Annotated in this window: 28 protein-coding genes, 1 tRNA gene and 3 pseudogenes; 26 read left to right on the top strand and 6 right to left on the bottom strand. The window is 69.3% G+C overall.

Translation table 11 applies throughout. The annotated features are described in order from the left end of the window. Nucleotides 1-153: 153 nt before the first annotated feature. Nucleotides 154-1,587, top strand: coding sequence for a recombinase family protein (locus tag ACF07B_RS19605; RefSeq protein WP_392179796.1), 1,434 nt, complete (start codon nucleotides 154-156; stop codon nucleotides 1,585-1,587). Between the two features lie 74 nt (nucleotides 1,588-1,661). Here ACF07B_RS19605 and ACF07B_RS19600 read toward each other — a convergent pair. Beyond that, nucleotides 1,662-2,081: pseudogene (locus ACF07B_RS19600) on the bottom strand (replication initiator); the annotation flags it as partial. A gap of 39 nt (nucleotides 2,082-2,120) precedes the next feature. Here ACF07B_RS19600 and ACF07B_RS19595 point away from each other — a divergent pair. Beyond that, nucleotides 2,121-2,868, top strand: a pseudogene (locus ACF07B_RS19595) (GntR family transcriptional regulator). Continuing rightward, on the top strand, nucleotides 2,865-3,422 hold the full coding sequence (locus ACF07B_RS19590) for a GNAT family N-acetyltransferase (protein ID WP_392179795.1): 558 nt from the start codon (nucleotides 2,865-2,867) through the stop codon (nucleotides 3,420-3,422). The pseudogene ACF07B_RS19595 and the gene ACF07B_RS19590 overlap by 4 nt, the downstream one beginning before the upstream one ends. 451 nt (nucleotides 3,423-3,873) lie before the next feature. On the opposite strand, the gene atpF is transcribed toward ACF07B_RS19590, so the two are convergent. The 3 genes from atpF to ACF07B_RS19575 form a co-directional block, all read right to left on the bottom strand. Then, on the bottom strand, nucleotides 3,874-4,383 hold the full coding sequence (gene atpF / locus ACF07B_RS19585) for a F0F1 ATP synthase subunit B (protein WP_392179794.1): 510 nt from the start codon (nucleotides 4,381-4,383) through the stop codon (nucleotides 3,874-3,876). A 254-nt stretch (nucleotides 4,384-4,637) separates the two neighbouring features. After that, nucleotides 4,638-4,715: transfer RNA gene (locus ACF07B_RS19580), tRNA-OTHER, on the bottom strand. Further along, on the bottom strand, nucleotides 4,700-4,903 hold the full coding sequence (locus ACF07B_RS19575; protein WP_392179793.1) for a hypothetical protein: 204 nt from the start codon (nucleotides 4,901-4,903) through the stop codon (nucleotides 4,700-4,702). The genes ACF07B_RS19580 and ACF07B_RS19575 overlap by 16 nt, the downstream gene beginning before the upstream one ends. A gap of 376 nt (nucleotides 4,904-5,279) precedes the next feature. On the opposite strand from ACF07B_RS19575, the gene ACF07B_RS19570 reads away from it, so the two are divergent. Next, complete coding sequence (locus ACF07B_RS19570; protein ID WP_392179792.1) at nucleotides 5,280-5,465, top strand: hypothetical protein; 186 nt, start codon at nucleotides 5,280-5,282, stop codon at nucleotides 5,463-5,465. Between the two features lie 390 nt (nucleotides 5,466-5,855). Here the strand turns inward: ACF07B_RS19570 and ACF07B_RS19565 are convergent. Then, a pseudogene (locus ACF07B_RS19565) lies at nucleotides 5,856-6,158 on the bottom strand (phosphoribosyltransferase); the annotation flags it as partial. Between the two features lie 64 nt (nucleotides 6,159-6,222). On the opposite strand from ACF07B_RS19565, the gene ACF07B_RS19560 reads away from it, so the two are divergent. Further along, nucleotides 6,223-7,968, top strand: coding sequence for a recombinase family protein (locus ACF07B_RS19560; protein ID WP_392179791.1), 1,746 nt, complete (start codon nucleotides 6,223-6,225; stop codon nucleotides 7,966-7,968). Nucleotides 7,969-8,353: 385 nt separating this feature from the next. Here the strand turns inward: ACF07B_RS19560 and ACF07B_RS19555 are convergent, their stop codons facing one another. Then, a complete protein-coding gene (locus ACF07B_RS19555; RefSeq protein ID WP_392179790.1) occupies nucleotides 8,354-8,854 on the bottom strand; it encodes a helix-turn-helix domain-containing protein in 501 nt (166 codons plus the stop codon). Nucleotides 8,855-9,018: 164 nt separating this feature from the next. On the opposite strand from ACF07B_RS19555, the gene ACF07B_RS19550 reads away from it, so the two are divergent. The 21 genes from ACF07B_RS19550 to ACF07B_RS19450 all read left to right on the top strand — a co-directional run bounded on the left by ACF07B_RS19550 (nucleotide 9,019) and on the right by ACF07B_RS19450 (nucleotide 25,034). Further along, nucleotides 9,019-9,168 (top strand): hypothetical protein, encoded by a 150-nt coding sequence (locus ACF07B_RS19550; RefSeq protein WP_165430346.1) that lies wholly within the window; start codon nucleotides 9,019-9,021, stop codon nucleotides 9,166-9,168. 14 nt (nucleotides 9,169-9,182) lie between these two features. Then, nucleotides 9,183-9,458: a hypothetical protein gene (locus ACF07B_RS19545; RefSeq protein ID WP_165430341.1), complete on the top strand. Its 276-nt coding sequence runs from the start codon at nucleotides 9,183-9,185 to the stop codon at nucleotides 9,456-9,458. Next, the gene (locus ACF07B_RS19540; RefSeq protein WP_392179789.1) at nucleotides 9,455-10,507 is read left to right on the top strand and encodes a YqaJ viral recombinase family protein; all 1,053 of its coding nucleotides are present in this window, start codon (nucleotides 9,455-9,457) and stop codon (nucleotides 10,505-10,507) included. Before ACF07B_RS19545 ends, ACF07B_RS19540 begins: the two co-directional genes overlap by 4 nt. Further along, nucleotides 10,504-11,406, top strand: coding sequence for a recombinase RecT (locus ACF07B_RS19535; protein ID WP_392179788.1), 903 nt, complete (start codon nucleotides 10,504-10,506; stop codon nucleotides 11,404-11,406). Before ACF07B_RS19540 ends, ACF07B_RS19535 begins: the two co-directional genes overlap by 4 nt. Further along, complete coding sequence (locus ACF07B_RS19530; protein WP_392179787.1) at nucleotides 11,406-12,032, top strand: DNA cytosine methyltransferase; 627 nt, start codon at nucleotides 11,406-11,408, stop codon at nucleotides 12,030-12,032. The genes ACF07B_RS19535 and ACF07B_RS19530 overlap by 1 nt, the downstream gene beginning before the upstream one ends. A 4-nt stretch (nucleotides 12,033-12,036) precedes the next feature. Then, complete coding sequence (locus tag ACF07B_RS19525) at nucleotides 12,037-12,588, top strand: hypothetical protein (protein ID WP_392179786.1); 552 nt, start codon at nucleotides 12,037-12,039, stop codon at nucleotides 12,586-12,588. Between the two features lie 159 nt (nucleotides 12,589-12,747). Beyond that, on the top strand, nucleotides 12,748-13,575 hold the full coding sequence (locus tag ACF07B_RS19520; RefSeq protein ID WP_392179785.1) for a hypothetical protein: 828 nt from the start codon (nucleotides 12,748-12,750) through the stop codon (nucleotides 13,573-13,575). After that, nucleotides 13,572-14,378: a hypothetical protein gene (locus ACF07B_RS19515; protein WP_392179784.1), complete on the top strand. Its 807-nt coding sequence runs from the start codon at nucleotides 13,572-13,574 to the stop codon at nucleotides 14,376-14,378. The genes ACF07B_RS19520 and ACF07B_RS19515 overlap by 4 nt, the downstream gene beginning before the upstream one ends. Next, entirely contained in the window at nucleotides 14,375-14,617 is a 243-nt protein-coding gene (locus ACF07B_RS19510) for a hypothetical protein (protein ID WP_358954294.1), read from the top strand. Before ACF07B_RS19515 ends, ACF07B_RS19510 begins: the two co-directional genes overlap by 4 nt. Next, the gene (locus ACF07B_RS19505) at nucleotides 14,614-14,793 is read left to right on the top strand and encodes a hypothetical protein (protein WP_392179783.1); all 180 of its coding nucleotides are present in this window, start codon (nucleotides 14,614-14,616) and stop codon (nucleotides 14,791-14,793) included. The genes ACF07B_RS19510 and ACF07B_RS19505 overlap by 4 nt, the downstream gene beginning before the upstream one ends. Further along, nucleotides 14,790-15,233 carry a hypothetical protein gene (locus tag ACF07B_RS19500; RefSeq protein WP_392179782.1) on the top strand — a complete coding sequence of 148 codons (444 nt, stop codon included), beginning with the start codon at nucleotides 14,790-14,792 and terminating at the stop codon, nucleotides 15,231-15,233. The genes ACF07B_RS19505 and ACF07B_RS19500 overlap by 4 nt, the downstream gene beginning before the upstream one ends. Next, nucleotides 15,230-16,036 (top strand): hypothetical protein, encoded by an 807-nt coding sequence (locus ACF07B_RS19495; RefSeq protein ID WP_392179781.1) that lies wholly within the window; start codon nucleotides 15,230-15,232, stop codon nucleotides 16,034-16,036. The genes ACF07B_RS19500 and ACF07B_RS19495 overlap by 4 nt, the downstream gene beginning before the upstream one ends. A gap of 214 nt (nucleotides 16,037-16,250) precedes the next feature. Continuing rightward, the gene (locus tag ACF07B_RS19490) at nucleotides 16,251-16,412 is read left to right on the top strand and encodes a hypothetical protein (RefSeq protein WP_392179780.1); all 162 of its coding nucleotides are present in this window, start codon (nucleotides 16,251-16,253) and stop codon (nucleotides 16,410-16,412) included. Nucleotides 16,413-16,647: 235 nt separating this feature from the next. Next, nucleotides 16,648-17,094, top strand: coding sequence for a helix-turn-helix domain-containing protein (locus ACF07B_RS19485; RefSeq protein WP_392179779.1), 447 nt, complete (start codon nucleotides 16,648-16,650; stop codon nucleotides 17,092-17,094). Continuing rightward, complete coding sequence (locus ACF07B_RS19480; protein WP_392179778.1) at nucleotides 17,094-18,326, top strand: PBSX family phage terminase large subunit; 1,233 nt, start codon at nucleotides 17,094-17,096, stop codon at nucleotides 18,324-18,326. Before ACF07B_RS19485 ends, ACF07B_RS19480 begins: the two co-directional genes overlap by 1 nt. 70 nt (nucleotides 18,327-18,396) lie before the next feature. Next, nucleotides 18,397-18,852: an HNH endonuclease signature motif containing protein gene (locus ACF07B_RS19475; RefSeq protein WP_392179777.1), complete on the top strand. Its 456-nt coding sequence runs from the start codon at nucleotides 18,397-18,399 to the stop codon at nucleotides 18,850-18,852. Further along, complete coding sequence (locus tag ACF07B_RS19470; RefSeq protein ID WP_392179776.1) at nucleotides 18,812-20,284, top strand: phage portal protein; 1,473 nt, start codon at nucleotides 18,812-18,814, stop codon at nucleotides 20,282-20,284. The genes ACF07B_RS19475 and ACF07B_RS19470 overlap by 41 nt, the downstream gene beginning before the upstream one ends. Before the next feature lie 19 nt (nucleotides 20,285-20,303). After that, nucleotides 20,304-22,565 (top strand): phage minor capsid protein, encoded by a 2,262-nt coding sequence (locus ACF07B_RS19465; protein ID WP_392179775.1) that lies wholly within the window; start codon nucleotides 20,304-20,306, stop codon nucleotides 22,563-22,565. 5 nt (nucleotides 22,566-22,570) lie between these two features. Further along, entirely contained in the window at nucleotides 22,571-22,744 is a 174-nt protein-coding gene (locus tag ACF07B_RS19460; RefSeq protein ID WP_385861039.1) for an Rmf/CrpP fold protein, read from the top strand. A gap of 783 nt (nucleotides 22,745-23,527) precedes the next feature. Continuing rightward, on the top strand, nucleotides 23,528-24,007 hold the full coding sequence (locus ACF07B_RS19455; protein WP_392179774.1) for a hypothetical protein: 480 nt from the start codon (nucleotides 23,528-23,530) through the stop codon (nucleotides 24,005-24,007). A gap of 16 nt (nucleotides 24,008-24,023) precedes the next feature. Next, complete coding sequence (locus ACF07B_RS19450) at nucleotides 24,024-25,034, top strand: major capsid protein (protein ID WP_392179773.1); 1,011 nt, start codon at nucleotides 24,024-24,026, stop codon at nucleotides 25,032-25,034.

Raw genomic sequence — 25,034 nt, 5'->3', positions numbered from 1 at the left:
TCATGACCGCGAACCGCCGCGGCCGCGCGCCGCGCCTACGCGTCGAGCACCTGCCCGGACCGCCGGACGACGGGAGGTTCGACACTCCAAACTGACTTGACTCGATGACAGTAGTAATCTGATCCCCGCTCTTGAGGCTGGGGAGGCCCGGACGTGGCACGCCGAGTGGGGATCTACACCCGCATCTCGCGGGACGACGAGGGCGACGCGTTGGGCGTAGCCCGCCAGCAACGAGACTGCGAGCGTCTCGCGGATCTCCGTTCCTGGCAGGCCGTGAAGGTCTACGAGGACAACGACGTATCGGCCTACAAGCGCCACGTCGTCCGCGAGCAGTTCGAACTGATGCTGAGCGACCTGAGCGCCGGCCTCATCGACGGCATCGTGGCGTACGACCTAGACCGACTCGCGCGGCAGCCGCGAGACCTTGAGCGGCTGATCGAGGTCTTCGATGAGCGCCCACGGCTGGAGTTCGCAACGGTCACGAACGACGTCAATCTCGGAACGCCGGACGGCCGCACCATGTCGCGCATCATGGTCGCCTTCGCCAACAAGTCGTCGCACGATGCCTCGCGCCGCATCAAGCGCAAGCATTTGGACCTGGCCCAGCAAGGCAAGGACAGCGGCGGCCCGGCGCCGTACGGATGGCTCAAGGAAAACCGCAGCAAGGTCGACCCGCAAGCAGCCGCAGCCATCCGCGACGCTCAGCGCGACATCCTCGCCGGCGTCCGCATCGGTACGATCCGTACGCGCTGGCAGGAACAGGGCTTGGGGAACCCCCGCGCAGGAACCAAGCGGATGGCCCACCACCACGTCGAGCACATCCTCACGAACCCGAGGTTGGTCGGATACCGGACCTACCACGGCGAGATCCTGAACGGTGAGGATGGCCAGCCCGTCATGGGTGAGTGGGAGCCGATCAACACCCTTGAAGAGTGGGAAGCGGTGTGCGCCGCGGTCGCCGAGCGAAAGCAGAAACACCCCGGGCATCTCCTCGCGCGCAAGTACATGCTGTCGGGCATCGCTCGCTGCGGCCTGTGTAAGTCGAAGATCCGGGGCCAGACCAACCAACGGTGGGAGCCGGGATCCAAAGCAACGAAGTTCACCTACCGGTGCTCGGTCGTCAATGGCGGCTGCGGCAAGGTGGGACGCGTTGGGGAACCCGTGGACAGGCTGATAGCTCAACTCGCACTGGAGGAGCAGCGATCCCGAGCAGCCGTCACGACCGTTCCAATTGAACAACGCTGGTCGCGGGATGCCGAGTTGGAACAGGTCAACGAGGACATCATCCAGCTAGTGAACGCCGAGCGTTCAAAGCAGATCACCGTGACCACGCTCTTGCAGCTCCTTCCCGGCAAAGAGCGAGAGCGCGACGAGCTGAAGTTGGAGCGCGCCCGGTTCTACAAGGAACTGAAGCAGTCCGAGGCCAAGGGCGACGCCGCGAACCTGACGCTGGACGAGTTCTTCGATCTGCCGATTGAACGGCAACAAGAGATCGTGTTGCACAGCCTGTCAGCCGTGATCATCCATCCAGCAGGCAGAGGCAAGAGGAAGTTCGACCCGAGCCTCATCGAACCCGTGTGGCGCTGAAGATCACGCACGCCCCTGCAAGACGAGCGCACGGCGCACCCACTCTTCGTCGCGCTCAGGTGCACGCCGAAGATGGCGAGCCAGGATTCGCCGGGGGTGTGGCCCTGCCCGGCGTAGGTCCAGTGGGCGAGCACCAGCGTGGAGCCCTCCGAGTCATCAAGATCCTCGGGCAGACCACGTTCGCGGCGTTCCTGGCGTGCGCGGAAGTCGGCGCGGACCTGGCGCCGCTCGGACAGGGTGGTGGAGTAGGCGCGGGACTTGGTCATGAAGTGGCCGCGGAAGCCGAGCATGTGGGCCCAGCGCCACAGCATCCGGTCCGGATAGGCGTCGTCCAGGTCCCGGCACGCTTCGATCAGCCGTCGCGTGTGCGCGGGCAGCGGCAGGCCGTCGAGTTCCGAGAGCTCCCCGATCCGGCGGTCCACGGTCTCGGTCGTCTCGGCTGCCTTGGTGGCGTACTTGGCGACGTAGGAGGCGACCGCCCCGTCGGTCAGCTCGATGCCCTCGATGCCGCTAAGCAGCCGAAGTACCGACAGGTGGCCGACGCCCTACGCCGAGAGATCGACAACGGCGTCTACGAGCCTGGTGCGCGGCTCCCCTCAGAGAGCGATCTGTCCGCACGCTTCGACGCGTCGCGTAACACCGTCCGATCCGGGCTGAACTTGCTGGTCAGCCAGGGGTTGATCTCGTCCAGCCAGGGGCTCGGGTACGAAGTGCGGAAGCACGAGGTGTTTGAGCTGAATGCCTCACGCTTCGAAGATCTGAACTTTCCGCAGAACGGTGACGCGTACTCAACCGACGTGACGAACGCGGGAAGACGCCCTCACCAGACCTTCAGGGTCGAACTAACGACTGCGCCCGAGTACGTCGCGACACGACTCAAGGTCGAGACCAACTCCAGGGCCGTTCTTCGGTTCTGCCACCGGTTCGTAGACGACGTGCCGTGGTCGACCCAGGCCACGGCACTACCCGGATTGGCTCGTGGGGAAGGCACCCCGGTTGACGGAGCCCGGAGACATAGCGGAGGGGACGACTCGGTACCTGGCCAGTCTCGGGATTGACCAGATTGGCTACGCCGACGAGATCTCTGCTCGGATGCCGACCCCGGAAGAAGGCCGACTCTTGGAAATCGGAGCCGGGGTTCCCGTCTTGCTCTGGACGCGCACGGGGTACTCCACCACCCATCCGATCCGCCGCACGATCACCACCTTCCGTGGCGACCTGAACCGGATGAACTACGAGATCGGCGATCTCTCAGCCCGAAGTGAGAACGAGCCCCAGTGAAGATCACGCCCGCTGCGCCAGAAGATCTTGCCCGACTCCTTTCCTTCCGTGAGGAAGCCGCATCCTGGCTCAGTCGACTTGGTTCCGATCAGTGGAGCCGCCCGTACCCGGCAGACCGCTTGCTGGCCACCATCGAAGCCGGGACTGTGTTCATGGTTCGGGATGGCGAGGCAACTGCGGCGACGATCACTCTGACGTCTGAGGCGGAAGATGGGCTCTGGTCTGACGATGAGCTGAACGAGCCCTCGATGTTCGTCAACAAGCTCACGGTCTCTCGTGAGTACGCCGGCCAGGACATAGGCGGCAGGCTCCTCGACTGGGCAGGTGACCGTGCCTACCGATCAGCGGCGAAGTGGCTGCGGTTGGACGCGTGGACGGCCAATGACGCTCTTCAGCGCTACTACCTCAGGCATGGGTTCGAGCATGTTCGGACCGTTGCCGAAGGTCACGCCGTGAATGGCGGGCCACGAGTCTCGGGATGGCCTGCGCAGCGCCCTGCACGGCCAGCCGATCACGGCTTCGTGGACGAGACTCCGCAGCCCCTCGCAGGGTGATCCTGTTACGGGTTTCTCTACCTCATCAAGCCCCGGCTGCGCTCCGCTCCGCCGGGCGCGCTTCCCGGCTTCGCTGCGCGCCGCGCTCCTGCCTTCGGCCCGCTCGCGCGCGCTGCGCCGACGCGCGCCCACATGTGGATAGGGCGGTGGCCATGCGCCGATCACTGCATAGCGCGGCCACGGTCAGAGCAGTGCCTCCGGCGGGGGATCGGCCGGCACCGGGATGGAGGGGGCGCCGTTCCCGACCGCGGGTCCCTTGTGGCGTGCGCGGGGTGCTCTCATCCCGTCCACCGTCGACCCAGGCAAAGCCGAGCAGACGCAGCCCATGGCGTCCAGGTCGTTCGTACAGTAGCGCGCTCCACCTGGACGCCATGGACCACGCCCGCTCCACGGTGTGTGGGTCGACGGCGGACGGGATGAGAGCTGGGGAAGTGGTGGGTTGAGGTGGGGACTACTGCAAACCTGCCACGCTTCGAGCGTCGAGGTCTGAGAAGAAGCGGTCCACGATTTCGCTGTTGGCGACACTTTCGAGAGCCTCGCCGACTACCCGACCAGCCAGCTCCGTGGCCAACGACACGATGTCTCCCCGCAGTTCTGTCTCCGCGATGACGCGATCGGCCGCGAGCCGTGCCTGAGCTTCCACAATCATCGCCTCGCGTTCCCGCAGGCCCGCAGCGCGAATCTCGGCGATCAGTTGCGCGCCCTCCTCCAAAGCCCCCTGGCGCAGGCGCGCCGCCTCGTGTCGGGCCTCAGCCAGCTCCTCGCGATACTTGGCGAGGACTTCATCGGCTTCAGCCGCCAACTGTTCAGCACGTTCAGTCTGGCCCTCGATGGCGTCCTTCCGTTCGCCGAGGACCTTGTTGATGCGCGGTAAGAGAACATTGGCCATGCAGACGAAGACAACAGCGAAGCTCACCACGCCGACCACCGTCGGCGCGAGCCCAGGTATAAGAATGCCCATGCCAAGACCATAGGGGAGTAGTGATTGCGCTGCGCAGGGCATCAGGTAAGAGTTCGCTCCTATCTGGTGCAGCAGCCATCCCGCTCTCCCATCTGGATCAGCCAAAACTGCTATAGGTCGGAGGGTGCACCCTTCCCGCCCGAACCGTGCCCGATCGAGCGGGGACCAGCGGTGAACCGCGGGCACTCGCGGGCAGCAGGCAACGCAACGGCCCCTGACCGATCTACCTGGTCAGGGGCCGTTCACCAGCGCGGTGGGTGTGGGATTTGAACCCACGGTGACTCGCGCCACGACGGTTTTCGAGACCGTTCGCCGATCAGGAGTAGAAACCCCGGCCGTACTCCTCGGGCCCGACAGCGAAGTCGTCCGGACGATCACGGCGCAGCTCCTCATACCGGACCGCGAACACGTCAATGGCTTCATGAATCGTGCAGCCCAACACTTCGCTGATCGTCTTGAGCGCGAAGATGATCCGGTGATCGACGATGGCGCGATCTACGCTTGCCGGCAGTGTGGTCACGGGTCCCCCGAAGTCGCTGTACAGCAGCGGAGTACAGCAACCGCACAGACCGCAGTCAACCGAGTAAGACCCCTGGCAAGCCAACGGCCAGCCGATTGACCCTCAGTAACCGTCGCGCCCATAGTTCGCATCGAGAGGGTCAGGGACTTCGCAGAACAACTGTCGAAGTAGCGCGCCTGCCTGTGTGTCTACCGGAATGCTCAGCCGCCGCCAGCGGTCCAGTACCAAGCCGGCCTCACACAGTCAGCGTCCCGCCCCTGTGTCACACTGCTGCCGGCCGTCAGGGCGCGGCTTCGCGAGGGGGTGGAGCGTGGGAGCGGGCTTTGTTCTATGGGGCGTAGCGGTGTGGCTTCAGCTCGTGGGCACGGTGGTCGGCATGCGCGCGCTGATACTCGGACGAGTGCCCGGCCGATGGCTACAGCGCTACGTCGCGCAGCCGAGGGTCTGGGGGGCCGGTGTGCTGTTGCTCGTGGCTTGCGTGTTCTCCTCCGTGACTGCCGCGGTCATCGGAGCGGGGCTCATCGCCCTCGGACACGTCAGGACACTGACGTTCGACTACTGATCATCAAGTGCCCGCATAAGCGCGGGCTGGCCCTTGGGGCCGCAAGCTAGTTCCGGCCCTGAGTAGAAACCTTGGCAGGGAGGGCCACCCACGAGAACGTGCCTCCGGCGGGGGCGCTCAGGCTCCGAGATGGATGGGGCGCCGTTCGCGAGTGCCGACCGAGAGTGGCGTACGCGGGGAGTTCCCATCCCGTCCGCCATCGCCCCAGGCAGAGCCGAGCAGTCACGGCCCAGGGCGTCAAGGTCATTCGTACAGTGGCGCGCTCCGCCTTGACGCCCTGCGACCGGCCGGGTATTCGCGTCATCGGGTAAAGCTGCGGCCCGGCTCTCGCTGGCCGGACACACAGAAGCCCCCACCAGACGGCAGGGGCTTAGGCGCTGCGACCTGGGCTTACGCGTCCAGGACGGTGGTGTGGTGGTGGACCACAGGCGGCTCAACGCTCCAGGGGAAATTAATCCAGACTGAGTCGTCGGTCCGCTTCCAGACGTACTCGCATTTCACGAGCGAGTGGGTCTTCTCGTAGATCACGGCGCTGCGGACCTCGGCGACCTCGCCGACGCAGAAGTCGTGCACGAGCTTGAGTGTCTTGCCCGTGTCGGCGACGTCGTCGGTGATCAGGACCTTCTTGTCGGAGAAGTCGATCGCGTTGGGGACGGGGGCCAGCATGACCGGCATCTCCAGCGTAGTGCCGAGTACACACCGGTAATCGCTCGTCGTGGCCCCTCGCGAGACATAGTCTTGATCACGAGGGGGCTACATGACGACCACCGTTGTCGCAGCTCAGAGCGAGATTCCTCGCTCTCTTGTCCTTACCGGTGATGGGGGCGAGGGTCCTCGCCCACTCGCCGGTTTGCGCGGCGGCAGGTACGCACGTAAGAGCGCGTACCGCGGCAAGAGCGCGCGCCGAGGCTTCTCGGTGCGCGAGCAGCTCGACGCCTCGCAGGGTGACGCCGACCGCCTCGGCGTGAACATCGTTGAGGACTTCATCGACGATGACCGTTCGGCTTCTCGCTTCCGCGACCGCGAGCGCGAGGAGTTCGAGCGAATGATCGAGTGGATCGAGACTGGAAAACTCGACATCGTCCTCGCGTGGGGGTCGTCCCGACTCCAGCGCGACTTGGACATCTACACCCGGCTACGCAACACCTGTGCGACGCATGGCGTTCTGTGGTGCTACGGCGGCAAGGTCTACGACCTGTCGAACAAGGACGACCGTTTCCGCACGGGCCTCGACGCTCTGCTCGGCGAGCGCGAGGTCGACGAGTTGCGCGACAACGTCAAGCGGACGTTGCGCGCGAACGCGGCCACGGGTCGCCCGCATGGCATCACGCCGTACGGGTACCGGCGCGTGTACGACGAAAAGACAGGGGCATTCCTCCGGGTCGAAAAGGACCCAGAGCAGGCGCCGATCGTCCTAGAAATCTGCAAGCGGGTCGCGGACGGCGAGCCGTATAAGACGATCGCGAAGGACTTGCAGGCTCGTGGTGTTCCGGCGCCGGCCCTGCGTTGGACTAAGGGCATGGTCGTGCGGCTCTCGCACGAAAAGCCCGAGAATCCGGCGCACGAGGCTCTGTGGCGCGAGACGGTCGAGCGCCTCGCCCAGGGCGAAGCCGAGCTGTCCATCGCTCGCGACTACAACGAGCGCGACGAGCCGCTGATCGCTGCCGTGTGGCACGGTGCCACGATCAAGGATTACGCGACGGATATCCGGTACACGGGGGCGCGTACTCACCATGGCGTCGTAACCAACGAGGAGGCGTGGCCCGAGATCGTGCCCCCTCGGATCTACGCCAAGTGCCAGGCACTCATCACGGCAAAGGGAAGCAAGCCGAGCAACTCGCGCCCCGGCGTCGCGAAGTACCTCTTGTCGTCGATCATGTGCTGCTCGGAATGCGAGCATCCTGTTGTCTCCGACCCGACCGAGTACGGGATGAATTACCAGTGCAAGACCCCCGGAAAGAACGGGGCCAAGGGCTACCACGTCAGCGGCAAGCAGGCGCCGATCGACAAGTACGTGCTTGGGGTGCTGTTCGACTGGCTAGCCTCGCCGGCGTTCGTCGAGGCGTACACCAAGGGTGACGAGGAACTGCAAGAGAAGATCGCCAACGCTCAGGCCGAGGCCGAAATGCTCAAGGCCCGGTTGGAGGAGTTCCGCGACAAGGCCGCCGAGGGCAAGCTCGACGCGGACGGCCTCGCAGCCATGGAGGCGAGGCTAAAGCCGAAGATCGAGAAGGCCGAGGCGGACGCGAAGACGCTGCGGGCGCCGAGTGTCGTCGCGGACCTCGCCGGCGCCTCTCGCGAGGAGATCGAGAAGGTGTGGCCGCAGCTCAAGGTCGCGCAGCAGCGGTTGATCGTCGAATCGCTGCTTGAGATCAAGCTGCACCCGGTCGGCAAGGGGCGGCACAGCCGTGCGGGTGTTCCGATCGAGTCGTACGTGACGGTTGTCCGTAAGTCGCTGCGGCCGACGGTCACGAAGCAGTCCGAGGTCGCCAAGGCCGCGTAGGACTGGCACAGGACAGGAGGGGCCGCACGGCGTCTGCCGCGCGGCCCCTCCCGCTTGCTCAGTCCGGCCCGGGTCTGCCCTCGTCGGGCTCTGTTCGCTTGCCTGGGCCAGGGTGGGGGGCAAGGCCGTTCAGCGCGTCTTGTAGTCCTGCGGCGCCTGTTGGGGTGATGTGGCGGCCGTCTACGTCGATCGTCAGTCCGTCTCGGGTCGCTCGAACGACTGCGATTGCTCCTGTGTCCAGTTGGGTGCGGATTACGCGGATCAAGGTTGCCCCCCTGTTGGCATGGCTGACCCATGACTCGAACATATGTCCGAGTCAAAGGCCCGGATCAGCTTACTCCGCACAACACCGCAGGTCACGCGCGTACCACCCGGAGTGATCGCCCTAGTTCGACGCTTGGCCACCCTCGGTAAGTTCCTGGGGTAGCTCGCCAGCGGCGTACCGCCTCAGCAGTTCCTCGACCTTGGGCATGTCCTCACGCCCCACGCCTGGGGCGTGCACGACGACGACGGTCGTTTCGTCAGTACTGGCGCCGAACGGATCATCAGCGATGAGGCCGCAATACTGCTGCGAGGCAGCGATGCGCACCTCGCGCTCGGGACGACCGAGGGCCTTGGCCACGGCCCCGATGACCCCCGGCTCGACCATGATCGGCTTGTCGTGGGCGATCCGATGCAGGGTCGTATACCCCACCGTGGCGCCCGTCTCAGGATCGATGGCGCGCTCTGCGAGCTCGCGGTACGAGAGCCCCGTCTCTTCCCTGCACTTCCGAAGCAGGTCCCCGAACGGGGTCCCCTTCCGAAAGGGCGCGCCCTTGGGGCGAGGGGTGCCGGCATCCGACACGCTCTCATCTCCGTTCTTGTTGCAGAACTCGAACATTCTCATCTAACCAGCGATCACCGCAGTTCGCACACCTGGAACTGCGTTGACGTGCCGTTTCGACCCTCTTACGGTTGCGAGTGTTCGAGATGTGCAACAGTCGAGCGGGCGCTTTCCTGCGCTTTGCACCCTTGGCTGTTCGATTTGTGGAACACACCGGAGGGGGAGCCGTGACCACACCACAGACGCCGATACCGCCGACCGAGGCAAGCGACGACGGCGAACCGACCCCCGAGCAGATCGACCTCGTCCGTCGAGTCCTCGCCCCCCACATCCACCGGGCACGCGCAGAGCGCGCCGAGCAGCAGTCCGCAGCGTGAGGAGAGAACAGAGCGTGAGTCACGTCGAGTTCGTCGGCCCGCCGCCGAAGCAGCGCAACACCAAGCACGCCCGGATCGCCCGCGAGCTGCGGGCGCACCCGAAGGTGTGGGGCGTCGTGCGGAAGCCCGACACGCTGCCGCGAGCCGCCTCTGCCGCTCAGGCGATCCGCGACGCTCGACTGCCGGCCTACGCCCCTGCGGGATCGTTCGAGGCGGTCGCCCGCACGGTCACCGAGGGCGGACGCACCGAGCACCGCGTTTACGCCCGGTACGTCGGGGGCGAGCAGTGACGACCGCGCCCGCGGCGACCGTGACGCCGAGCGGCGTCGTCATCGCCCCGCCCGGACTCGACCGCGACCAGTGGCTCGCCGCGCGCCGTACGGGCATCGGCGGCTCGGACATCGCCGCCGTCCTCGGGATGAGCAAGTACACCTCGCCGCTAGAGCTGTACCTCGACAAGACGGGCGAGCTCGGCGACGTGCCACGCTCCCCCGAGCTGGAAGAGGCGGCGTTCTGGGGGCACAAGCACGAGCCGACCATCGCCCGCGTGTTCGCCGAGCGAACCGGTCTCGGCGTCGTCGAGGGCCCGGGGATGCTCGCCCACGTCGAGCGCCGTTGGATGCTCGCGAACGTCGACCGCTACGTGATCGAGCCAGGCGAGCGGATGCCGTCGAGCCTGCTTGAGATCAAGACGCGGTCCGCGTTCCAACTCGACGAGTGGCTGCTCGGCGTGCCGGACGGGCCAGCGCTGCAAACGCACTGGTACCTCGCCGTCACCGGCTACTCGCACGCGTACGTCGCCGCCCTGCTCGGCGGGAACCGTCTGGTCATTCACCGAGTCGAGCGCGACGAGCAGCTCGTCGAGCACCTCGTCGCCCTGGTCGGCGAGTTCTGGCAGCGCGTGCTCGACCGCACGCCGCCGCCCGTGGACGGTTCCGAGGCGACCGAGGAACTGCTCGGCCACCTCTACAAGGTCAATGCCGACGCCGTGACCGTCGCCGATCCGGCCGAGGTGCTGCCGCTGCTGGAACGCCGTCGCGAGCTCAAGGCACGCGAGACGAGGACCGCCGACGAGCTGCGCGAGGTCGACAACCGCCTGAAAGCCGTTGCCGGCGAGGCCGAGATCGTCAAGCTTCAGGGCCGCGTGGCCTTCACGTGGAAGCAGAACGGGCCGCTCTCGACGAAACGGTTCATCGCCGCTCACCCCGACCTCGCCGCCCAGTACACGTACAGCGTCGACGCGCTCGATACGAAGCGCCTCGCCGCCGAGCACCCCGACGAGTTCCGGGCGCACCGCGCCCGACGCCTCGTCGTCCCGAAGGAGAGCACCGCAGCGTGAGCACCAACCTTGCCGAGCGCGTCGCCGCCCGCCGCGGCCACCCGCCCGCCCGCCAGACCACCCGAGGCGCCGTCGCCCAGCAGCCCAACCTCGTGCAGTTCGTGCAGTCGATGCGCGGCGAGATCGCCCGCGCGCTGCCCGCGCACGTCGCCAACCCCGAGCGCATCGCCCGTATCGCCCTTACCGAGCTGCGTAGGGTCGAGCACCTCGCCGAGTGCACACAGGAGTCGTTCGGCGGCGCGCTGATGACCTGCGCGCAGCTCGGCCTCGAACCGGGCGGCGCCCTCGGCGAGGCATACCTGCTCCCGTTCTGGAACAAGCGTGTCCGGGCGTACGAGGTGCAGCTCGTCATCGGCTATCAGGGCATGATCCGCCTGTTCTGGCAGCACCCGGCCGCCGCGGGGCTCGCCGCCCACACGGTCCACGAGAACGACGAATTCGAGTTCGCGTACGGCCTCGACCCGGTCCTGCGGCACAAGCCGGCCCGGTCCGACCGCGGGCGCCCGACCGACTATTACGCCGTCGCGAAGATGGCGAACGGCGGCTCAGCGTTCGTGGTGATGAGCGTCGAGGACGTCGAGGCAATCCGGCAGCGCAGCAAGTCGCGCGACTCGGGACCGTGGTCGACGGACTACGACGCGATGGCCCGTAAGACCGTGATCAGGCAGCTTTTCAAGCTGCTGCCCAAGTCGCCCGAACTCGCCCGCGCCGTCGCGCACGACGAGGGGGTGCGGCGCGACACGTCGCCCGAGGGGCTCGACACGCCGCCGGACTACATCGAGGGCGAAGTCGTCGAGCAGGCGCCCGCTGGCGAGCAGCAGGCCGCGGTCGAGGACGTCCCGGCGGAGTTCGCCGGATGGCCCGAGGCCGCCGAGCCGCCCGCAGCAGGCGGCGAGTAATGGACGGACCGCGTATCGGTTCTCTTTGTTCCGGATACGGCGGTCTCGACCTGGGCGTGCGGGAAGTGCTCGGCGGCTCGGTGGTCTGGCATTGCGAGATCGACCCGAACGCGGCCGCCATCCTCGCCCATCACTGGCCCGACGTGCCGAACCTCGGCGACCTGTCCGCCGTCGACTTCGACCAGGTCGAGCCTATCGACGTACTGACCGCCGGTTTCCCCTGCCAAGACGTCAGCCTCGCCGGCCGCCGCGCCGGCATCGCCGAGGGCACTCGCTCCGGCCTATGGCTCCACGTCGCCCGAGCAATTCAAGCCCTACGCCCTTCCCTGGTGGTGATCGAAAATGTCCGCGGCCTCCTCTCGGCGACGGCGCATAGCAGCGTGGAACCCTGCCCGTGGTGTGTGGGAGACGGGAGCGCTGAGCCTCCTTTGCGAGCACTCGGCGCCGTACTCGGCGACCTGGCCCGCCTCGGGTACGACGCGGAATGGTGTTGCGTACGCGCGTCGGAGATCGGCGCTGCGCACCGCCGCGAGCGGGTGTTCATCGCGGCGCGGCCTGCTGCCGACCCCGACGGCGTCGTTCGTGCAGGACGCGATCGACCCGGCAGTATGGCGAGCGCGGCGTGAACGCATGAAGGCCCGACACCCCGGAATGGGCGACATGGGGCTGCCGCTCGGGCTCGCCGTCCGACTGCTGCCCACCCCGCGCACCTCGGACACCAACGGCGCGGCCTCCCACGGGGACGGCGGCCCGGACCTGCGAACCGCCGTCTCCCTGCTGCCCACCCCGCAGGCAAGCGAACACAGCGCGAGCCGGGAAACAGCCGAGCAGCGGGCCGCCACCGGACATCAGGCGTACCTGTCGCACGTCATGACATCGCTCACCACCGCCCAACCGAGACCCGAGGACGGCGGTACGCACTGGGGCCAGTACGCCGCCGCCATCGCGCGCTGGGAGGCGCTCACCCGTCCGGCTCCACAGCCTGTGGACGAACACGACCGCCTTAGCCCCGCGTTCGTCGAGTGGCTCATGGGATTGGACGAGGGGCACGTGACCGATGTCGACGGTCTGTCCCGAGGGGCGCGGCTCAGGGCGTTGGGGAACGGCGTGGTCCCCCAACAGGCCGCCGCCGCACTGCGGTTGCTGCTTGGCCGTCTCGACGACGTTCGTCTCGCCGCATGAGGTGCGGCCACTGGATCGGCGCCGCCCGCCGCCACTGCCGGGCCGTCGACGGCGTCCGCCGCTACCTCACCGGCTACCGATGTCCGGCCCATACACCCGCCGCCCTCGCCGGGCGGCCCGAACCTCCCAGATCGCCAACCTCGCTTAGGAGACGGACCGTTGAGCCTCGACGCCATGGATTGGGTGTGGACTCAGTCCGCAGCCAAGGGCACCGCCCGCATGGTGTTGCTCGCCATCGCCGACAAGTGCCCCGATGACACGTGCACCGCTTACGCCGGTACAACGATGCTCGTGCGGCGCACCAACGCCGCCCGCTCGTCCGTCGTGGCCGCAGTCGACAAGCTGCTCGCCGGCGACGAGCTGCGCGTCGTCGAGGGCGCCAAGGGGCCCCGCGGGGAGACCGTCTATCACCTGCCGCGCGCCGTCGGACACGCCCGCAGCGCGCCCGACGAGACCCGTTTCGGGGGTCCGGAATCCGGACCGGTACAGAATCCGGACCGGTCCGAGAACCGGACCCCTGGGGGTACGAAAACCGGACCGGAGGGGTACGGAAACCGGACCCCCACCGGTCCGGAATCCGGATCCCAGAACGCAAGAGAACGCAAGCACCAAGCAGAACAGCAGCAACCGCGCGCGACCCGGTCCCCGCTGATACCCGAACTGCATCCGCTCGGCGACGCGCTCGCCGCCGCCGGTATCCCGGTCCGCTGGTCGCTCGGCCTCGGCGAGCAGCGCGACGTGTGGCGCCTCGTCCAGACGCACGGCGTCGAGGCCCTCGTCGAGCGCGCCGCCGCTCGCACCGCCCCCGGCACCGAGGCGAAACCGGCCCGCTACTGGCTCAAGGTCTGGGGCGACCTCGACCGCGCCCCGTCCGCCCGCCCCGGCCCGAACGTCGTTCCCCTGCGATCGGCGAACCCCGCCGCCTACACCGACAACCTCGCCGCCGGCCTCGCCCTGCTGCAAGCCCAGAAGGAGGGCACCCCGTGATCGACAACCACATCGCCGCCTTGTTGGCGTACGCAGGCCGCCTCGACTCCCGCGTGCGCCGCACGCTCGCCGACCCGCAGCAGTCCGCCCGCACCATCGCCGACTGGACGGCCGCCCTCGCCGACGTACCCGCGACGCTGTCCGACACCGGTTGGGACGCCTCGCAGGCCGTGCGCCGCTACTACGAGCAGCGCGGCGCCGACCGGTCCGCGCAGTACCGGCCCGTCGAGCCGCACGACGTACTCGCCGCATGGGCGCCGCACCGCGCGGAGCTCATGAACCGGCACACCGACCCCGTACCGTCCGCCGACCCCGATGACCCGGCAGCGTGGCGCGAGGAACTGCTCGGCACCCGGGCCGCGGTCGCGACCGGACACACCCCGCCCGCTCAGTACCGGGCCGAGATCAACGCCGCCGGGCAGAAACGTCTCGCCGCCCTGGTCGCGGGTGTCGGCACCGGGCCGCGCCGGTACATGCCCGAGCACGTCGCACGCGAGCTCGCCCCCTTCCGGCCGGCACAGGCACAGCGCGAGGCCCTCGTCGCCGAGGGGCTGCCCGACCCGCTCGGCGCCAAGTGCCCGCACTGCCGCGCCGAAATCGGCAAGCGCTGCCGCAGCGGCTACCGCCGGCACCGGGAGATCAGCGGCGTACACCCCTCCCGCATCGAGGCCGTAGTCGCCCAACTCGGCACGCAGGACGAGCGCGACGAGGCCGAGCAGATCCGCCTGGCCCGCCTCATGTGCCAGCCACCCGCCCCGCGCGAGAGCCGCGCCCGCCACACCACCGGAGGACAGCACCGATGACCCCCGCAGCCGCGCGCGCCTTCATCGCCGCCCACCTGACCGACGAGCTCGACGTGCACCCCCACCTCGCCGCGCTCACCGCACAGAACCTCGCCGACCGCCTCGCCGCGGACGGATGGGAGATCACCACCACCCGGCACGCGCGACCGGTCGCGCCTCGCGCGCGGGAGCCGCGCGCTCGGCGCCTGCTCGCTCGCCTTACCCGCCGTGCCCGTACGAAGGGAGACCCGACCCCATGACCCCCGGCTTCGTCGCCGCGCTCGTCGTGCTGCTCGTCGTCGCCTCGGGTCTGTCGCTCGGCCACCTCGCCTGCCGACGAGACCCCGGGCCCCTGCGACGGCATCCGGCCGACACCCGCGGCGCCTGCCCGCCCGACTGCACCACCTGCACCGCACTGAACGAGGGGGACCGATGAACAGCCGCACCCGTACCCGTAGCGACTCCCGCCGTGGGCGTCGTGAGTTGCGCGAGGCCGAGCGCACCGCCCGCCGCGAGGGGCTCCGCCTGCTGCTCGCCCGCGCCGACCACGGAGTGCTCACGCCCGAGGACTCCGCCGCGCTGCGCGGCCACATCGAGGCCGAGGTCGCCGAGTGCGAGACGTTCCGGCGCAGCGCCGGCGGGCAGCAGGTCGCCGCGATGCGCCTGCACCGCACCCTCGCCGCCGCCGACGAGTGCCTCGTCGAGACCGAGGCCGACCGCGACCAGTACGCCGCGCGCCTCGCCCGCGTCGAGCAGCTCGCCGACAAGCTCGCCGCCATCGTGGCGGACGGCGAGCAGCAGCTCGTCGAGGACATCCGGCGCGCGTGCACGGGCGAGGACGAGATCGGGCAGGACGACGAGGAGAGCAGCCGATGAACCGAGCAGTCGCCGCTCGTGAGACGGTCGCGGCCCTGCGCACGATCCGTGAGCAGTGGGCCGAGCTGCTGCTCGCCGTCGACACCCCGCCCGCCGATGTGTGGCCCCCTCGGCAGCTCGCACACACGCTGCGCGCCGTTGACGATGAGCAGCTCGACGTCGTCGACCGCGCCCCGCTCGTGCTGCGCGAGCATCCCGCGCCGGCCAACCTCGACGCACTCGACACCGGCCTCGCCATCGAGCGGATGATCTTCGGTCTCGCCGACACCCTCGCTGCCGCTGTCCAGTGCGGCGAGCCGGGGGCGCATCGCGACCCGCGGCGTTGGGAGTTCGCCGACCCGGGCGCCGCCGACGCCCGGCACGCGCACGGCAGCCGGGCGCACGGTCTGCACTTCGCGTGCGTGTGGATCGAGGGACGCGTGCTCGACGAGGACACCACCCCCGAGCAGCAGCTCGACGGCACTCTCGCCGCGCCCCCGTTCGCTCCCCTGCCCGAGCACCTGCTGCACGAGGCACGGCGCACTGCGCGGATCGCCGAGGGGCGCCTGCTGCGGACACTCGGCCTCGACGCGCGCAGCACCCCGGTACCGGACCGGGCGTGCCCGTGGTGCGGCGGCGACCTCGAACTGCACACCGCCCCGGACACCGCACCGATGGTGACCTGCTCGACCGGCCGCGAGTGCACCGCGCCCGTGCCGCTCGACGAGCAGGGGCGGCGCGTATGGGGGTGGGGTGACCTCGTCGCCCTGGTCGCCGCACTGGCCGAGGCCGAGCCGACTCGGGCGGCAGAACGGGCAGCGTAGCGGCACCGCAGGTAGGGCCCCGGGCGCATTCCCCGGGGCCCATCTCGTTTGGGTAACGAAGCGTCAAAGCTCCCTGTTCGCACGGCCGTTACGCGGCAACCTCGAACCAGGAATCGCAGCCGCGATCCCACTCGGCCTGGATTTAGTTAGTTTCGCTAAGTAACTCTTTAGGTCTGTAGTCAACGGTCAAACTTTGCCAGGCAGGGAGCTCTAAATGTGGAAGCGACTAATTCGACTGATCGGCGAATCTTTGAAAAGTGGCGACGGAACATTGCGGCTCGTCGTCGTCATGGGCACAGGAGTGCTCGCCACGATCACCCTCGGCATCGCCGGCCTCGGCGTCGCGGTCGCAGCCAAGCTCGCCGGTCTGCTGTGAGGGGTCGGGATGCTGCATCACCTGGGGTGCGGTAACAACGTTATTCCGCCGTGACGCAGCGCGGACCGCCCCTCGTGTAGCTCGCAGCAAGAGATCACTTGCGCCGTTATCGTTCCGTGACCTAATGTTGGTGGCGCCTTCGGCGTGCCCGGAATCTCTGGCCCCTCACTCGTCCGCCCCGCCGCACTCCCCCCTGCGGCGGGGCGTTCGCATGTCCCCCTTGGGAGGTGAGCGCATGGCCGAGCCGATCACCGACCGCGACCGCGAGGCCGTTCGCCGCCTGCACGCCGAGGGCAAGTCCCGTAACGCCATCGCCCGGGAGATCGGGCGCGGCGCCGCCACCGTCTCAAAGATCGCGAACGAGCTCGGCCTCACCTTCGCCGGCGGCGCCCGCGTCGCCGCGGCCACCGAGGCACACCGGGCAGACGCCGCCGCACGACGCGAGCAGCTCGCCGACGAGGCACTCGACGGCGCCCTCGGACAGGTCGCCAAGACCAACGCGGCCGAGTCCGCCCGCGACGCCCGCGACCACGCCACCGCCGCCCGCGCCCTTACCGAGGTGCACGCCCGCGTCGCCGAACTCGCCCGCCACACCGGCACAGGGAGCAGCGGCGCCTCGATGCTCGACCGCCTCGCCGACGCCCTGCTCGGGAGTGCGGGAGGTGACCGCGAGGGGGTGTGATGACTGGCCCCCTGCCGCTCTCCGACAAGCAGCTCGACTCCATCCGCCGCGCCACCTGCCGTATCAACATCTGGCATGGCAGCGTCCGGTCGGGAAAGACCATCGCGAGCCTTGTTCGCTTCCTGCTCGCACTGCGCCGCGCGCCCGCGTCGGGGCTCGTCGTCATCGTCGGGCGCAGCTTGCAGACGATCGAGCGCAACTGCCTCGACGTCCTCGCCGACCCTCTGCTGTTCGGCGACGTCGCCGCCGATGTGCACCACACCCGGGGTGCCACAACCGCCGTGATCATGGGGCGGGTTGTGCACCTCGTCGGCGCCTCGGACGCACGGGCCGAGGGACGGCTGCGCGGCATGACCGCCTCGCTCGCCTACTGCGACGAGGTCACGCTGCTGCCGGAAGCGTTCTTTCGGCAGTTGCTCGCCCGGCTCTCGGTTCCGGGCGCGATGCTGATCGGGACCACGAACCCCGACTCGCCTAAGCACTGGCTGCGGACCGAGTACCTCGACCGGGCGCACGAGCTCGACCTCGTCGACTTTCACTTTCAGCTCGCCGACAACCCGAGTCTTTCCGAGGCGTATGTCGCCTCGCTCGCCGCCGAGTTCACCGGCCTATGGCGCCGTCGCATGATCCTGGGCGAGTGGGTTGTCGCCGAGGGCGCGATCTACGACGCATACGACGAGCAGCGGCACGTCGTCGACGAGCTGCCGGCGATGCGCCGGTACTGGCTCGGCATCGACTACGGGACGAGCAATCCGTTCTCGGCGATCCTGCTCGGCCTCGGCGTCGACGACCGGCTGTACGCGGTAAGTGAGTGGCGCCACGACGCGCGCGCCGCACACCGGCAGAAGACCGATGCCGCGTACTCCCGTGCCGTGCGCGACTGGCTCGACGAGCTCGACGTCGTCCCCGAGTGGACGTTCGTCGACCCGTCGGCCGCTTCCTTCCTCGTGCAGTTGTGGAGCGACGGACACCCCGGCGTGACCCGGGCCAGTAACAACGTCCTCGACGGCATCCGTTCCGTGTCCGTCGCCCTCGACTCCGGGCTGCTGCGCATCCACCGCTCGTGCGAGGGGCTGCTCGCCGAGCTGCCCGCATACGTATGGGACGAAACAGCGGCGGCCTGCGGCGAGGACAAGCCCGTCAAGAAGGACGACCACAGCGTGGACGCCGCCCGCTACGTGATCCATTCCACCGCGCACGAGTGGCGAGGACTGCTCACCACCGCCGCGTAAGCGATCCACCTCTGCCCCGGTCGCGCCCCGCTGGGGCCCCGGGGCTTTGCCATGCCCTAGGGGGCGCACCATGCGTGATTGGACCGACCGGTTCCTCGACAAGATCCGCGACGCCGAGGGCGGCTGCTGGGAGTGGACCGGGCACGTCAAGCCCAACGGCTACGGGCAGGTTCGGATCAACCGGCGCCCGTTGCACGCGCACCGCGTCGCGTACGAGGCGCTGCGCGGCTCGATCCCCGACGGACTCGTGATTGACCACCTGTGCCGCAACCGACGGTGCGTGAACCCCGATCACCTCGAACCGGTCACGCACCGGACCAACATCCTGCGCGGCACCGGGCCGGCCGCCCGCAACGCGAGGCGCACGCACTGCATACGTGGCCACCGGTTCGACGCCGCGAACACCTACGTCGCCCCGAACGGCGCCCGCAACTGCCGGACGTGCCGCGCCGAACGCAAGCGGACCCGACGACAGGGGGTGACACATGCCTTTGCCTGCCAACGGCGCACCGTGGCCGCCGCCTGAACTGTCCAAGCTGTACGCCGAGATACGGGTCGATGACGCGTGGTACAGCGGCGATCACGACAAGCTCGCCGCGGTCTACCGCGACAACGCCCTGCGCAAGGACGGTCAGCGCCGCCTGTGGGCACGCGACCGCAACGTGCACCCGGGCAAGCGCGACACCCGCCTGCACATCCCCCTCGCCGGCGACATCGCGACCGCGTCCGCCGACCTGCTTTTCGCCGAACCGCCGACGTTCACCGTCGCCGACGCAGCCGCGCAGGACCGACTCGACGAGATCGCCGAGGCCGACGGCATCGCGAACACCCTGATCGAAGCCGCCGAGGTCGCGTCCGCCCTAGGCGGCGTCTACCTGCGGGTTACCTGGGACCGCGCGCTCGCCGACCGGCCGCTGCTCACCGTCGTGCACGCCGACGCCGCCGTGCCCGAATGGCGCTGGGGCCACCTCGCCGCAGTGACGTTCTGGCACGAACTCGCCTCCGACTCCGCCACCGTGTGGCGCCACCTCGAACGGCACTCCCCGGGCCGCATCGAACACGCCCTCTACCAGGGCAGCCCCGACCGGCTCGGCGTGCGCGTGCCACTCACCGAACATCCCGAGGTCGCCGCCCTCGCCGCCTCGCTCGGCCCCGAGGGCGACTCGATCGAGACCGGTATCGACCTGCTGACCGCGGCGTATACCCCCAACATCCGGCCGAGCAGGCGCCACCGCGGCAGCCCGTTCGGACGCTCGGACTACGCCGCCCCGCTGTACGACCTGTTCGACGCGTTGGATACGACGTGGTCGAGCTGGATTCGCGACCTGCGGCTCGCCCGCGCGCGACTGCTCGTTCCCGACGGCTACCTGCGGGATCACGGACCGGGCCGCGGCGCCTCGTTCGATGACGACCGGGAGATCTGGCAACTTCTGAACATCCCCCCGACCGAGGGGGGCGGGATCACGCTGTCGCAGTTCGAGATCAGGGTCGCCGAGCACGCGCAAACGGCCGAGGCGATCACCCGGCAAGCGGTGCGCAGCGCCGGCTACTCGGCCCAGACATTCGGGCTCGGCGATCAGGTCGCCATCACCGCGACCGAGGTAAAGGCGCGCGAGCGGCGCAGCATGACCACGCGCGACAAGAAGGTGCGCTATTGGGCGCCCGCCGTCGCCGACATGCTGCACGTCCTGCTCATGCTCGACCGGGCCATGTTCACCCCGGCCCTTGTCGTCGAGCGGCCCCGGGTCGAGTTCGCCCCCGCAGTGAGCGAGGACACGGCCAGCACCGCGCAGACCCTCGCCCTGCTGTCTCAGGCCGAGGCCATCAGCACCGAGACCAAGGTGCGCGCGCTGCACCCGGATTGGGACGACACCGCAGTGCGCGAGGAGGTCGACCGCGTCCTCGCCGAGTCCGGCCGCACCGTGCCGGACCCCATGCAGGCCGGCGCCCTCGTCTGACTACGCGATAGGGGGCGCCGTGCCGATCCACCCCGGAATGGCCGAGGATCTCTCGGCCGGCGTGCATGATCTCTACGCCGACGCCGAGCTGCGGCTACTGGAGATCATGGCGCGGCAGCTCGCCGACGGGTTCGACGCCCCGGGCTGGGCCGCGGCCAAGCTCGCCGCGGTGCAGCCGTTGCGACGCGCGGCGCAGGCAGTTGTCGACGTGCTCGCGAGCGCGATGCAGCTCGAAGTGTTCGACGCGGTCGCCGAGGCGTACGACGTCGGGGCGCGGGCGGGGCTCGCCGAGCTCGGCGCCCTGTCCGACGCCGACGCCCGCCGCGCCGCTGAGGTCACCCCAAACACGAGGGCGATCGACCGGCTCGCCGCCGAGACTGTGCAGCTCGTCACCGCGACGCACCGCGGGATTCTGCGGGCGGTCGAGGATATCTACCGGAAGGTGGTCGCCGCCGTCTCCGGTACGCCGCTGCTCGGGATCGACACCCGTCGGCAGGCGACGCAGCGCGCGGTGCAGCGGTTCACCGACCGCGGGATCGGCTCGTTCACCGACAAGGCCGGCCGCACGTGGTCGATGACCACCTACGCGGAGATGGCCGTACGCACGAGTGCTGGCCGCGCCGCCGTCGAGGCGCACGCCGACCGGCTGCGCGCCGCCGACCTCGAGCTCGTCGTCGTCTCCGACGCCCCGCACGAGTGCCTGCTCTGCGCCCCGTGGGAAGGAAAGGTTCTCGCGCTCAACGGGCCCGGCGGCGTCCGCACGATCGGGGCCGAGCACGCGATCGACGACGGCCGCACGGTCCGCGTACGTATCGCCGGATCGCTCGACGAGGCGCGACGGCAGGGGTTGCAGCATCCCAACTGCCGGCACAGCGTCTCGGCGTTCCTGCCCGGGGTGACCGTGCTCCCCGTCGAGCAGGCGCAGGACCTTGACGGTTACGAGGCATCCCAGCGGCAGCGGGCGATCGAGCGTGCCATCCGGAAATGGAAGGTGCGCGCCGCCGCCGCGGTCGACCCCGCGGCGAAGCGGCAGGCCGAGGCGCGCGTGCGCGGGTGGCAGCAGAAGATGCGCGAGCACCTCGCCGCGCACCCCGAGCTGCGCCGCAAGCGTGAGCGCGAGGCCATCGGCGCCGGGAACCTCCCCACGGGTCGGCCCACACCGCCCGCCGAGGCGATCGACGCCGCACGGCTGCGCGCGGGCGACGAGCGTACCCCGGGCGAGATGAGCGACGAGCAGTTCGCCGCCGCGTTCCGGTCCGGCGTCCTCGACCAGGGTGACCGCGACCGGGCCGCAGCCGAGCTCGACCGGCGCGACGAGCAGGTGCTGCTCGACCGCATCCGCCCCGGCGGAGTCCTGGCCGACGACCTGACCGTGTTTTCTGACCGCGAGCTCGCCCGCGTCCTCGATCACCTCGACGACGAGCAGGTGCTGCGCGTCATGGCGGAGATGGACCGGCGCGACGTCGCCGCCACGCTGCCCGAGGTCCGCCCCGACCTTGTCGGGCTGTCCGACGAGCAGCTCGCCCACCGCGCCCGGATCGCCACCGACGCCGCCGAGTTCGCCGCGCTCGCCGCCGAGGCCGACCGCCGGCACCTGCTCGCCGCCGTCTTCCCCGGCGGACACTTCGCCGCCGACCTCTCCGGGTTCGGCGACGAGGTGCTCGCGTGGGCGGTCCGCTACGCCCGCCCCGACGAGGCCGCTCGGATCGCCGCCGAGTTCGACCGCCGGTACCCCATCGCGCCGCCCGCCATGGCCGCGGGCGCGACCGTCGACGACTACCTCGCCAACCGGTCCGCCCTCGACGAGGCCATGCGGCCCGTATCGCTCGATCACCCGCAGCCCGCGGACCCTGACGAATGGGGCGCCTACGGCTCCGACATCACCGTCGGCCCGGCCGGCACCGAGCACATGTCCGCCGCAGAACGCTGGGCCTACGAGCGCGAGCTCGCCGACCGCGAGGCACAGATCGCGTACACCCGAGAGGAGATACGCGAGATGTATCGCGAACACGTCCACCTGCAAGTGCTCGCCGCCGAGGACTACACCCGCGGCAACATGCTCAACCGAAAGGCCAAGGCCGCTGGCGTCGCCCCCTACAGCCTGTTTTCCGGCCCCGCGCATGTGGCGTACGCCCGCGCGTCCGAGGACTTGATCAGGTTCTGGGAAGAGGTGAGCCCCCGAGTCACGCTCGCCGAGTTCACCGAGCAGGTAACCGGCATCCGCAGCGATGCCGCGGAGACCGCCCGCCACGCGCGCGAAGACCAGCGCCGCAAGTTCTGACGGGGGTGTCCGTGAACGTCCGCGAGTCCGTAGTACGGGCGCAGGAAGCCGGCCGCGCCGCCGGACGGAGTGCCGCCCCTGTCACGTCGTGCCCGTACCCGCGCGGCGACTTGCGCCGCGCGGCATGGGTCCGGGGATACTCCAAGGCCCGACCGCTCCCCGACGAGTCCGACGACTAGGGTCCGGCGGAACGTGGCCGCTCAGTCGCGGGTGCGGCGAACGCACCGGGCGACGAGATCGGCCACAAGGTGGAGGGCCATAGCTCCAGCGACGCTAAGCGCGGGAGCACCCTCCGGAACATATCCGGCGATGCTGGCCACAACGGGCACCCCCGTGAGGCTGCCCGTGATCTCCAGGATGTGGGGCTTGCGCCACTGCCAACGAACCGGCCGCCACTGCGGCGCACCGACGTTCGCACGGCGGCTCTCGCGCCGAGCGCCGGTCCGCGTCTTGCTGCTCATCTTCAGGTCCCTCCCGTAGGTCTTCGCGTCGGGCGTTCCGACGCAACACCCAGACTGAAGAGGGCGATTCGGGACCTCAAACTGCATTTCCGCAGGTCAGGGGGCAAGTTAACAGCGCGGGCTAGGGTGGAGGGGGCGCCGCCTGCGGCGTCGCCTCCAGGGTAGCCCGTGTTGTCAACTTAACGCCCCCTGCCGCCCATTCAGGCCCGAAATTGCGTAGAAAAAGCCATACCGACGCCGTACACGCCGTAGACGCATGCGCGTTATTCCGCAATCCACGCAAACGCCCCAGTAGGGCCCGCCACATGAGGGCCCCTCCCTCATCGCCCGCACACCACCCCAAGGACGAACTCACTCATGTCTGAACCCACTTCGGTCCCCGCTGCAACGCCGAGCAGCGGCCCCGGCAACGAGACGCCTTCGCCACCGGTCCCCCCGGCGGCGACCGCGACTCCAGCGCCACCGCCGGCAGTCGACTCAGCGGCAGAGCAGCGCATCGCCGTGGCCGAGCAGTCAGCGCAACGCGCACAGGACGAGCGCGACGAGCTGCGGGCCGCGCTCGACGCGGTGAACAAGGCGCTCAACCCCGGCGCCGAGCAGGGCGAGCAGGACCCGGCCGCGCTCGCCGCCGCCGTCGCCGACCGCGACAAGCAGCTCGGCCAGGCCGCCGCCGATCTGCGAACGACCCGTGTTGAGCTCGCCGCCTATAAGGCAGCCGGCGAGCAGGGCGCCCGCGCCGACCGGTTGCTCAACTCCCGCTCGTTCCTCGCCGCGCTCTCCGAACTCGACCCGGACGACGCCAAGTTCGGCGAGCGGCTCGTCGACGCGATCAAGTCCGCCGTAGAGGCCGACCCCGATCTGTACCGCGCGGCCCCGAGGGGCCCCGTGCGCGGCGGAGCCGAGTTCAACGGCGCCCCCACGGGCGAACGCCGCGCCGCCACCTTGCACGACGCCGTCGCCGCCCGACTGAGCGGCGCCTGACCACAGGAGAACCGATTTGCCTACCTCCCTCGTCGAGGCGCGCAACAACGCGCAGGACGACCTCGACGTCAACGTGATCGACGAGTTCCGCAAGAGCTCGGACATCCTCGATCGGATGACGTTCGACAACGTCGTTTCCCCGACCGGCGGCGACACCCTGACCTACGGGTACCGGCGCCTGATCACCCAGCGCTCGGCCGACTTCCGCGCGCTGAACACCGAGTACACCCCCGCCGAAGTGCAGACGCAGCGCTACACCGTCGACCTCGTGCCGCTCGGCGGTTCCTTCCAGATCGACCGCGTGATCGCCCGTATCGGTCCGGCCGCCTCGGGCGCCGTCACGCTCAACATGCAGCAGCTCATCAAGGCGAGCCGCGCCAAGTTCGCCGATGCCGTGATCAACGGCGACAAGGGGGTCGAGACCAACGGGTTCGACGGCCTGTCGAAAATCCTGACCGGCAGCTCGACCGAGTACCTGCCGCTGAACAACGGCGTCGCCGCGGGGTTCGTCGACTGGACGGCGGTCAACGACAAGGCCGCCGCGCTCGCCGCGCAGACCCATATCGACAACTGGCTCGCCACCATGGACGACGCCCCGAACGTCATCTACGGCAACCGCAAGACGCTCGCGCTGTTCAAGCGGATCGCCGCCTGGTGCGATCAGATCGACAAGACGACCGACGCGTTCGGCCGACCGGTCACCGCGTACAACGGAATCCCGCTCGTCGACCTCAAGACCAAGGCCGGCAGCAACACCGATGTGATCGGCCTCGTCACCCGCGACCCCGACGGCGCCGGAACCGGCGGCAACGTGACCGGCCTCGGCGACCTGTACGCGGTCCGCTACGGCCTCGACGGCTTCCACGGCGCCTCGGTCGGGGGCGGCGCCCCGCTGGTGAACACGTGGCTTCCGGAGTTCGACCGCGCGGGCGCCGTCAAGACCGGCGAGGTCGAAATGGGTCCGGTGGCCCCCGTGCTCAAGGCCACCAAGGCCGCCGCCGTGTTCCGCAACATCAAGAGCGCGTGA

The organism is Streptomyces sp. NPDC015532 (genome assembly GCF_043078065.1).
Taxonomy (GTDB): domain Bacteria; phylum Actinomycetota; class Actinomycetes; order Streptomycetales; family Streptomycetaceae; genus Streptomyces.
This window is presented reverse-complemented; position numbering and strand designations above follow the sequence as displayed.

What these genes read in the sequence shown, in the direction of transcription:
- atpF (WP_392179794.1), bottom strand. Translation starts at nt 4,383, where the DNA reads ATGGGCATTCTTATACCTGGGCTCGCGCCGACGGTGGTCGGCGTGGTG.
- ACF07B_RS19570 (WP_392179792.1), top strand. Translation starts at nt 5,280, where the DNA reads ATGCGCGCGCTGATACTCGGACGAGTGCCCGGCCGATGGCTACAGCGC.
- ACF07B_RS19560 (WP_392179791.1), top strand. Translation starts at nt 6,223, where the DNA reads ATGACGACCACCGTTGTCGCAGCTCAGAGCGAGATTCCTCGCTCTCTT.
- ACF07B_RS19555 (WP_392179790.1), bottom strand. Translation starts at nt 8,854, where the DNA reads ATGAGAATGTTCGAGTTCTGCAACAAGAACGGAGATGAGAGCGTGTCG.
- ACF07B_RS19530 (WP_392179787.1), top strand. Translation starts at nt 11,406, where the DNA reads ATGGACGGACCGCGTATCGGTTCTCTTTGTTCCGGATACGGCGGTCTC.
- ACF07B_RS19525 (WP_392179786.1), top strand. Translation starts at nt 12,037, where the DNA reads ATGAAGGCCCGACACCCCGGAATGGGCGACATGGGGCTGCCGCTCGGG.
- ACF07B_RS19510 (WP_358954294.1), top strand. Translation starts at nt 14,375, where the DNA reads ATGACCCCCGCAGCCGCGCGCGCCTTCATCGCCGCCCACCTGACCGAC.
- ACF07B_RS19505 (WP_392179783.1), top strand. Translation starts at nt 14,614, where the DNA reads ATGACCCCCGGCTTCGTCGCCGCGCTCGTCGTGCTGCTCGTCGTCGCC.
- ACF07B_RS19500 (WP_392179782.1), top strand. Translation starts at nt 14,790, where the DNA reads ATGAACAGCCGCACCCGTACCCGTAGCGACTCCCGCCGTGGGCGTCGT.
- ACF07B_RS19495 (WP_392179781.1), top strand. Translation starts at nt 15,230, where the DNA reads ATGAACCGAGCAGTCGCCGCTCGTGAGACGGTCGCGGCCCTGCGCACG.
- ACF07B_RS19490 (WP_392179780.1), top strand. Translation starts at nt 16,251, where the DNA reads ATGTGGAAGCGACTAATTCGACTGATCGGCGAATCTTTGAAAAGTGGC.
- ACF07B_RS19485 (WP_392179779.1), top strand. Translation starts at nt 16,648, where the DNA reads ATGGCCGAGCCGATCACCGACCGCGACCGCGAGGCCGTTCGCCGCCTG.
- ACF07B_RS19480 (WP_392179778.1), top strand. Translation starts at nt 17,094, where the DNA reads ATGACTGGCCCCCTGCCGCTCTCCGACAAGCAGCTCGACTCCATCCGC.
- ACF07B_RS19475 (WP_392179777.1), top strand. Translation starts at nt 18,397, where the DNA reads ATGCGTGATTGGACCGACCGGTTCCTCGACAAGATCCGCGACGCCGAG.
- ACF07B_RS19470 (WP_392179776.1), top strand. Translation starts at nt 18,812, where the DNA reads ATGCCTTTGCCTGCCAACGGCGCACCGTGGCCGCCGCCTGAACTGTCC.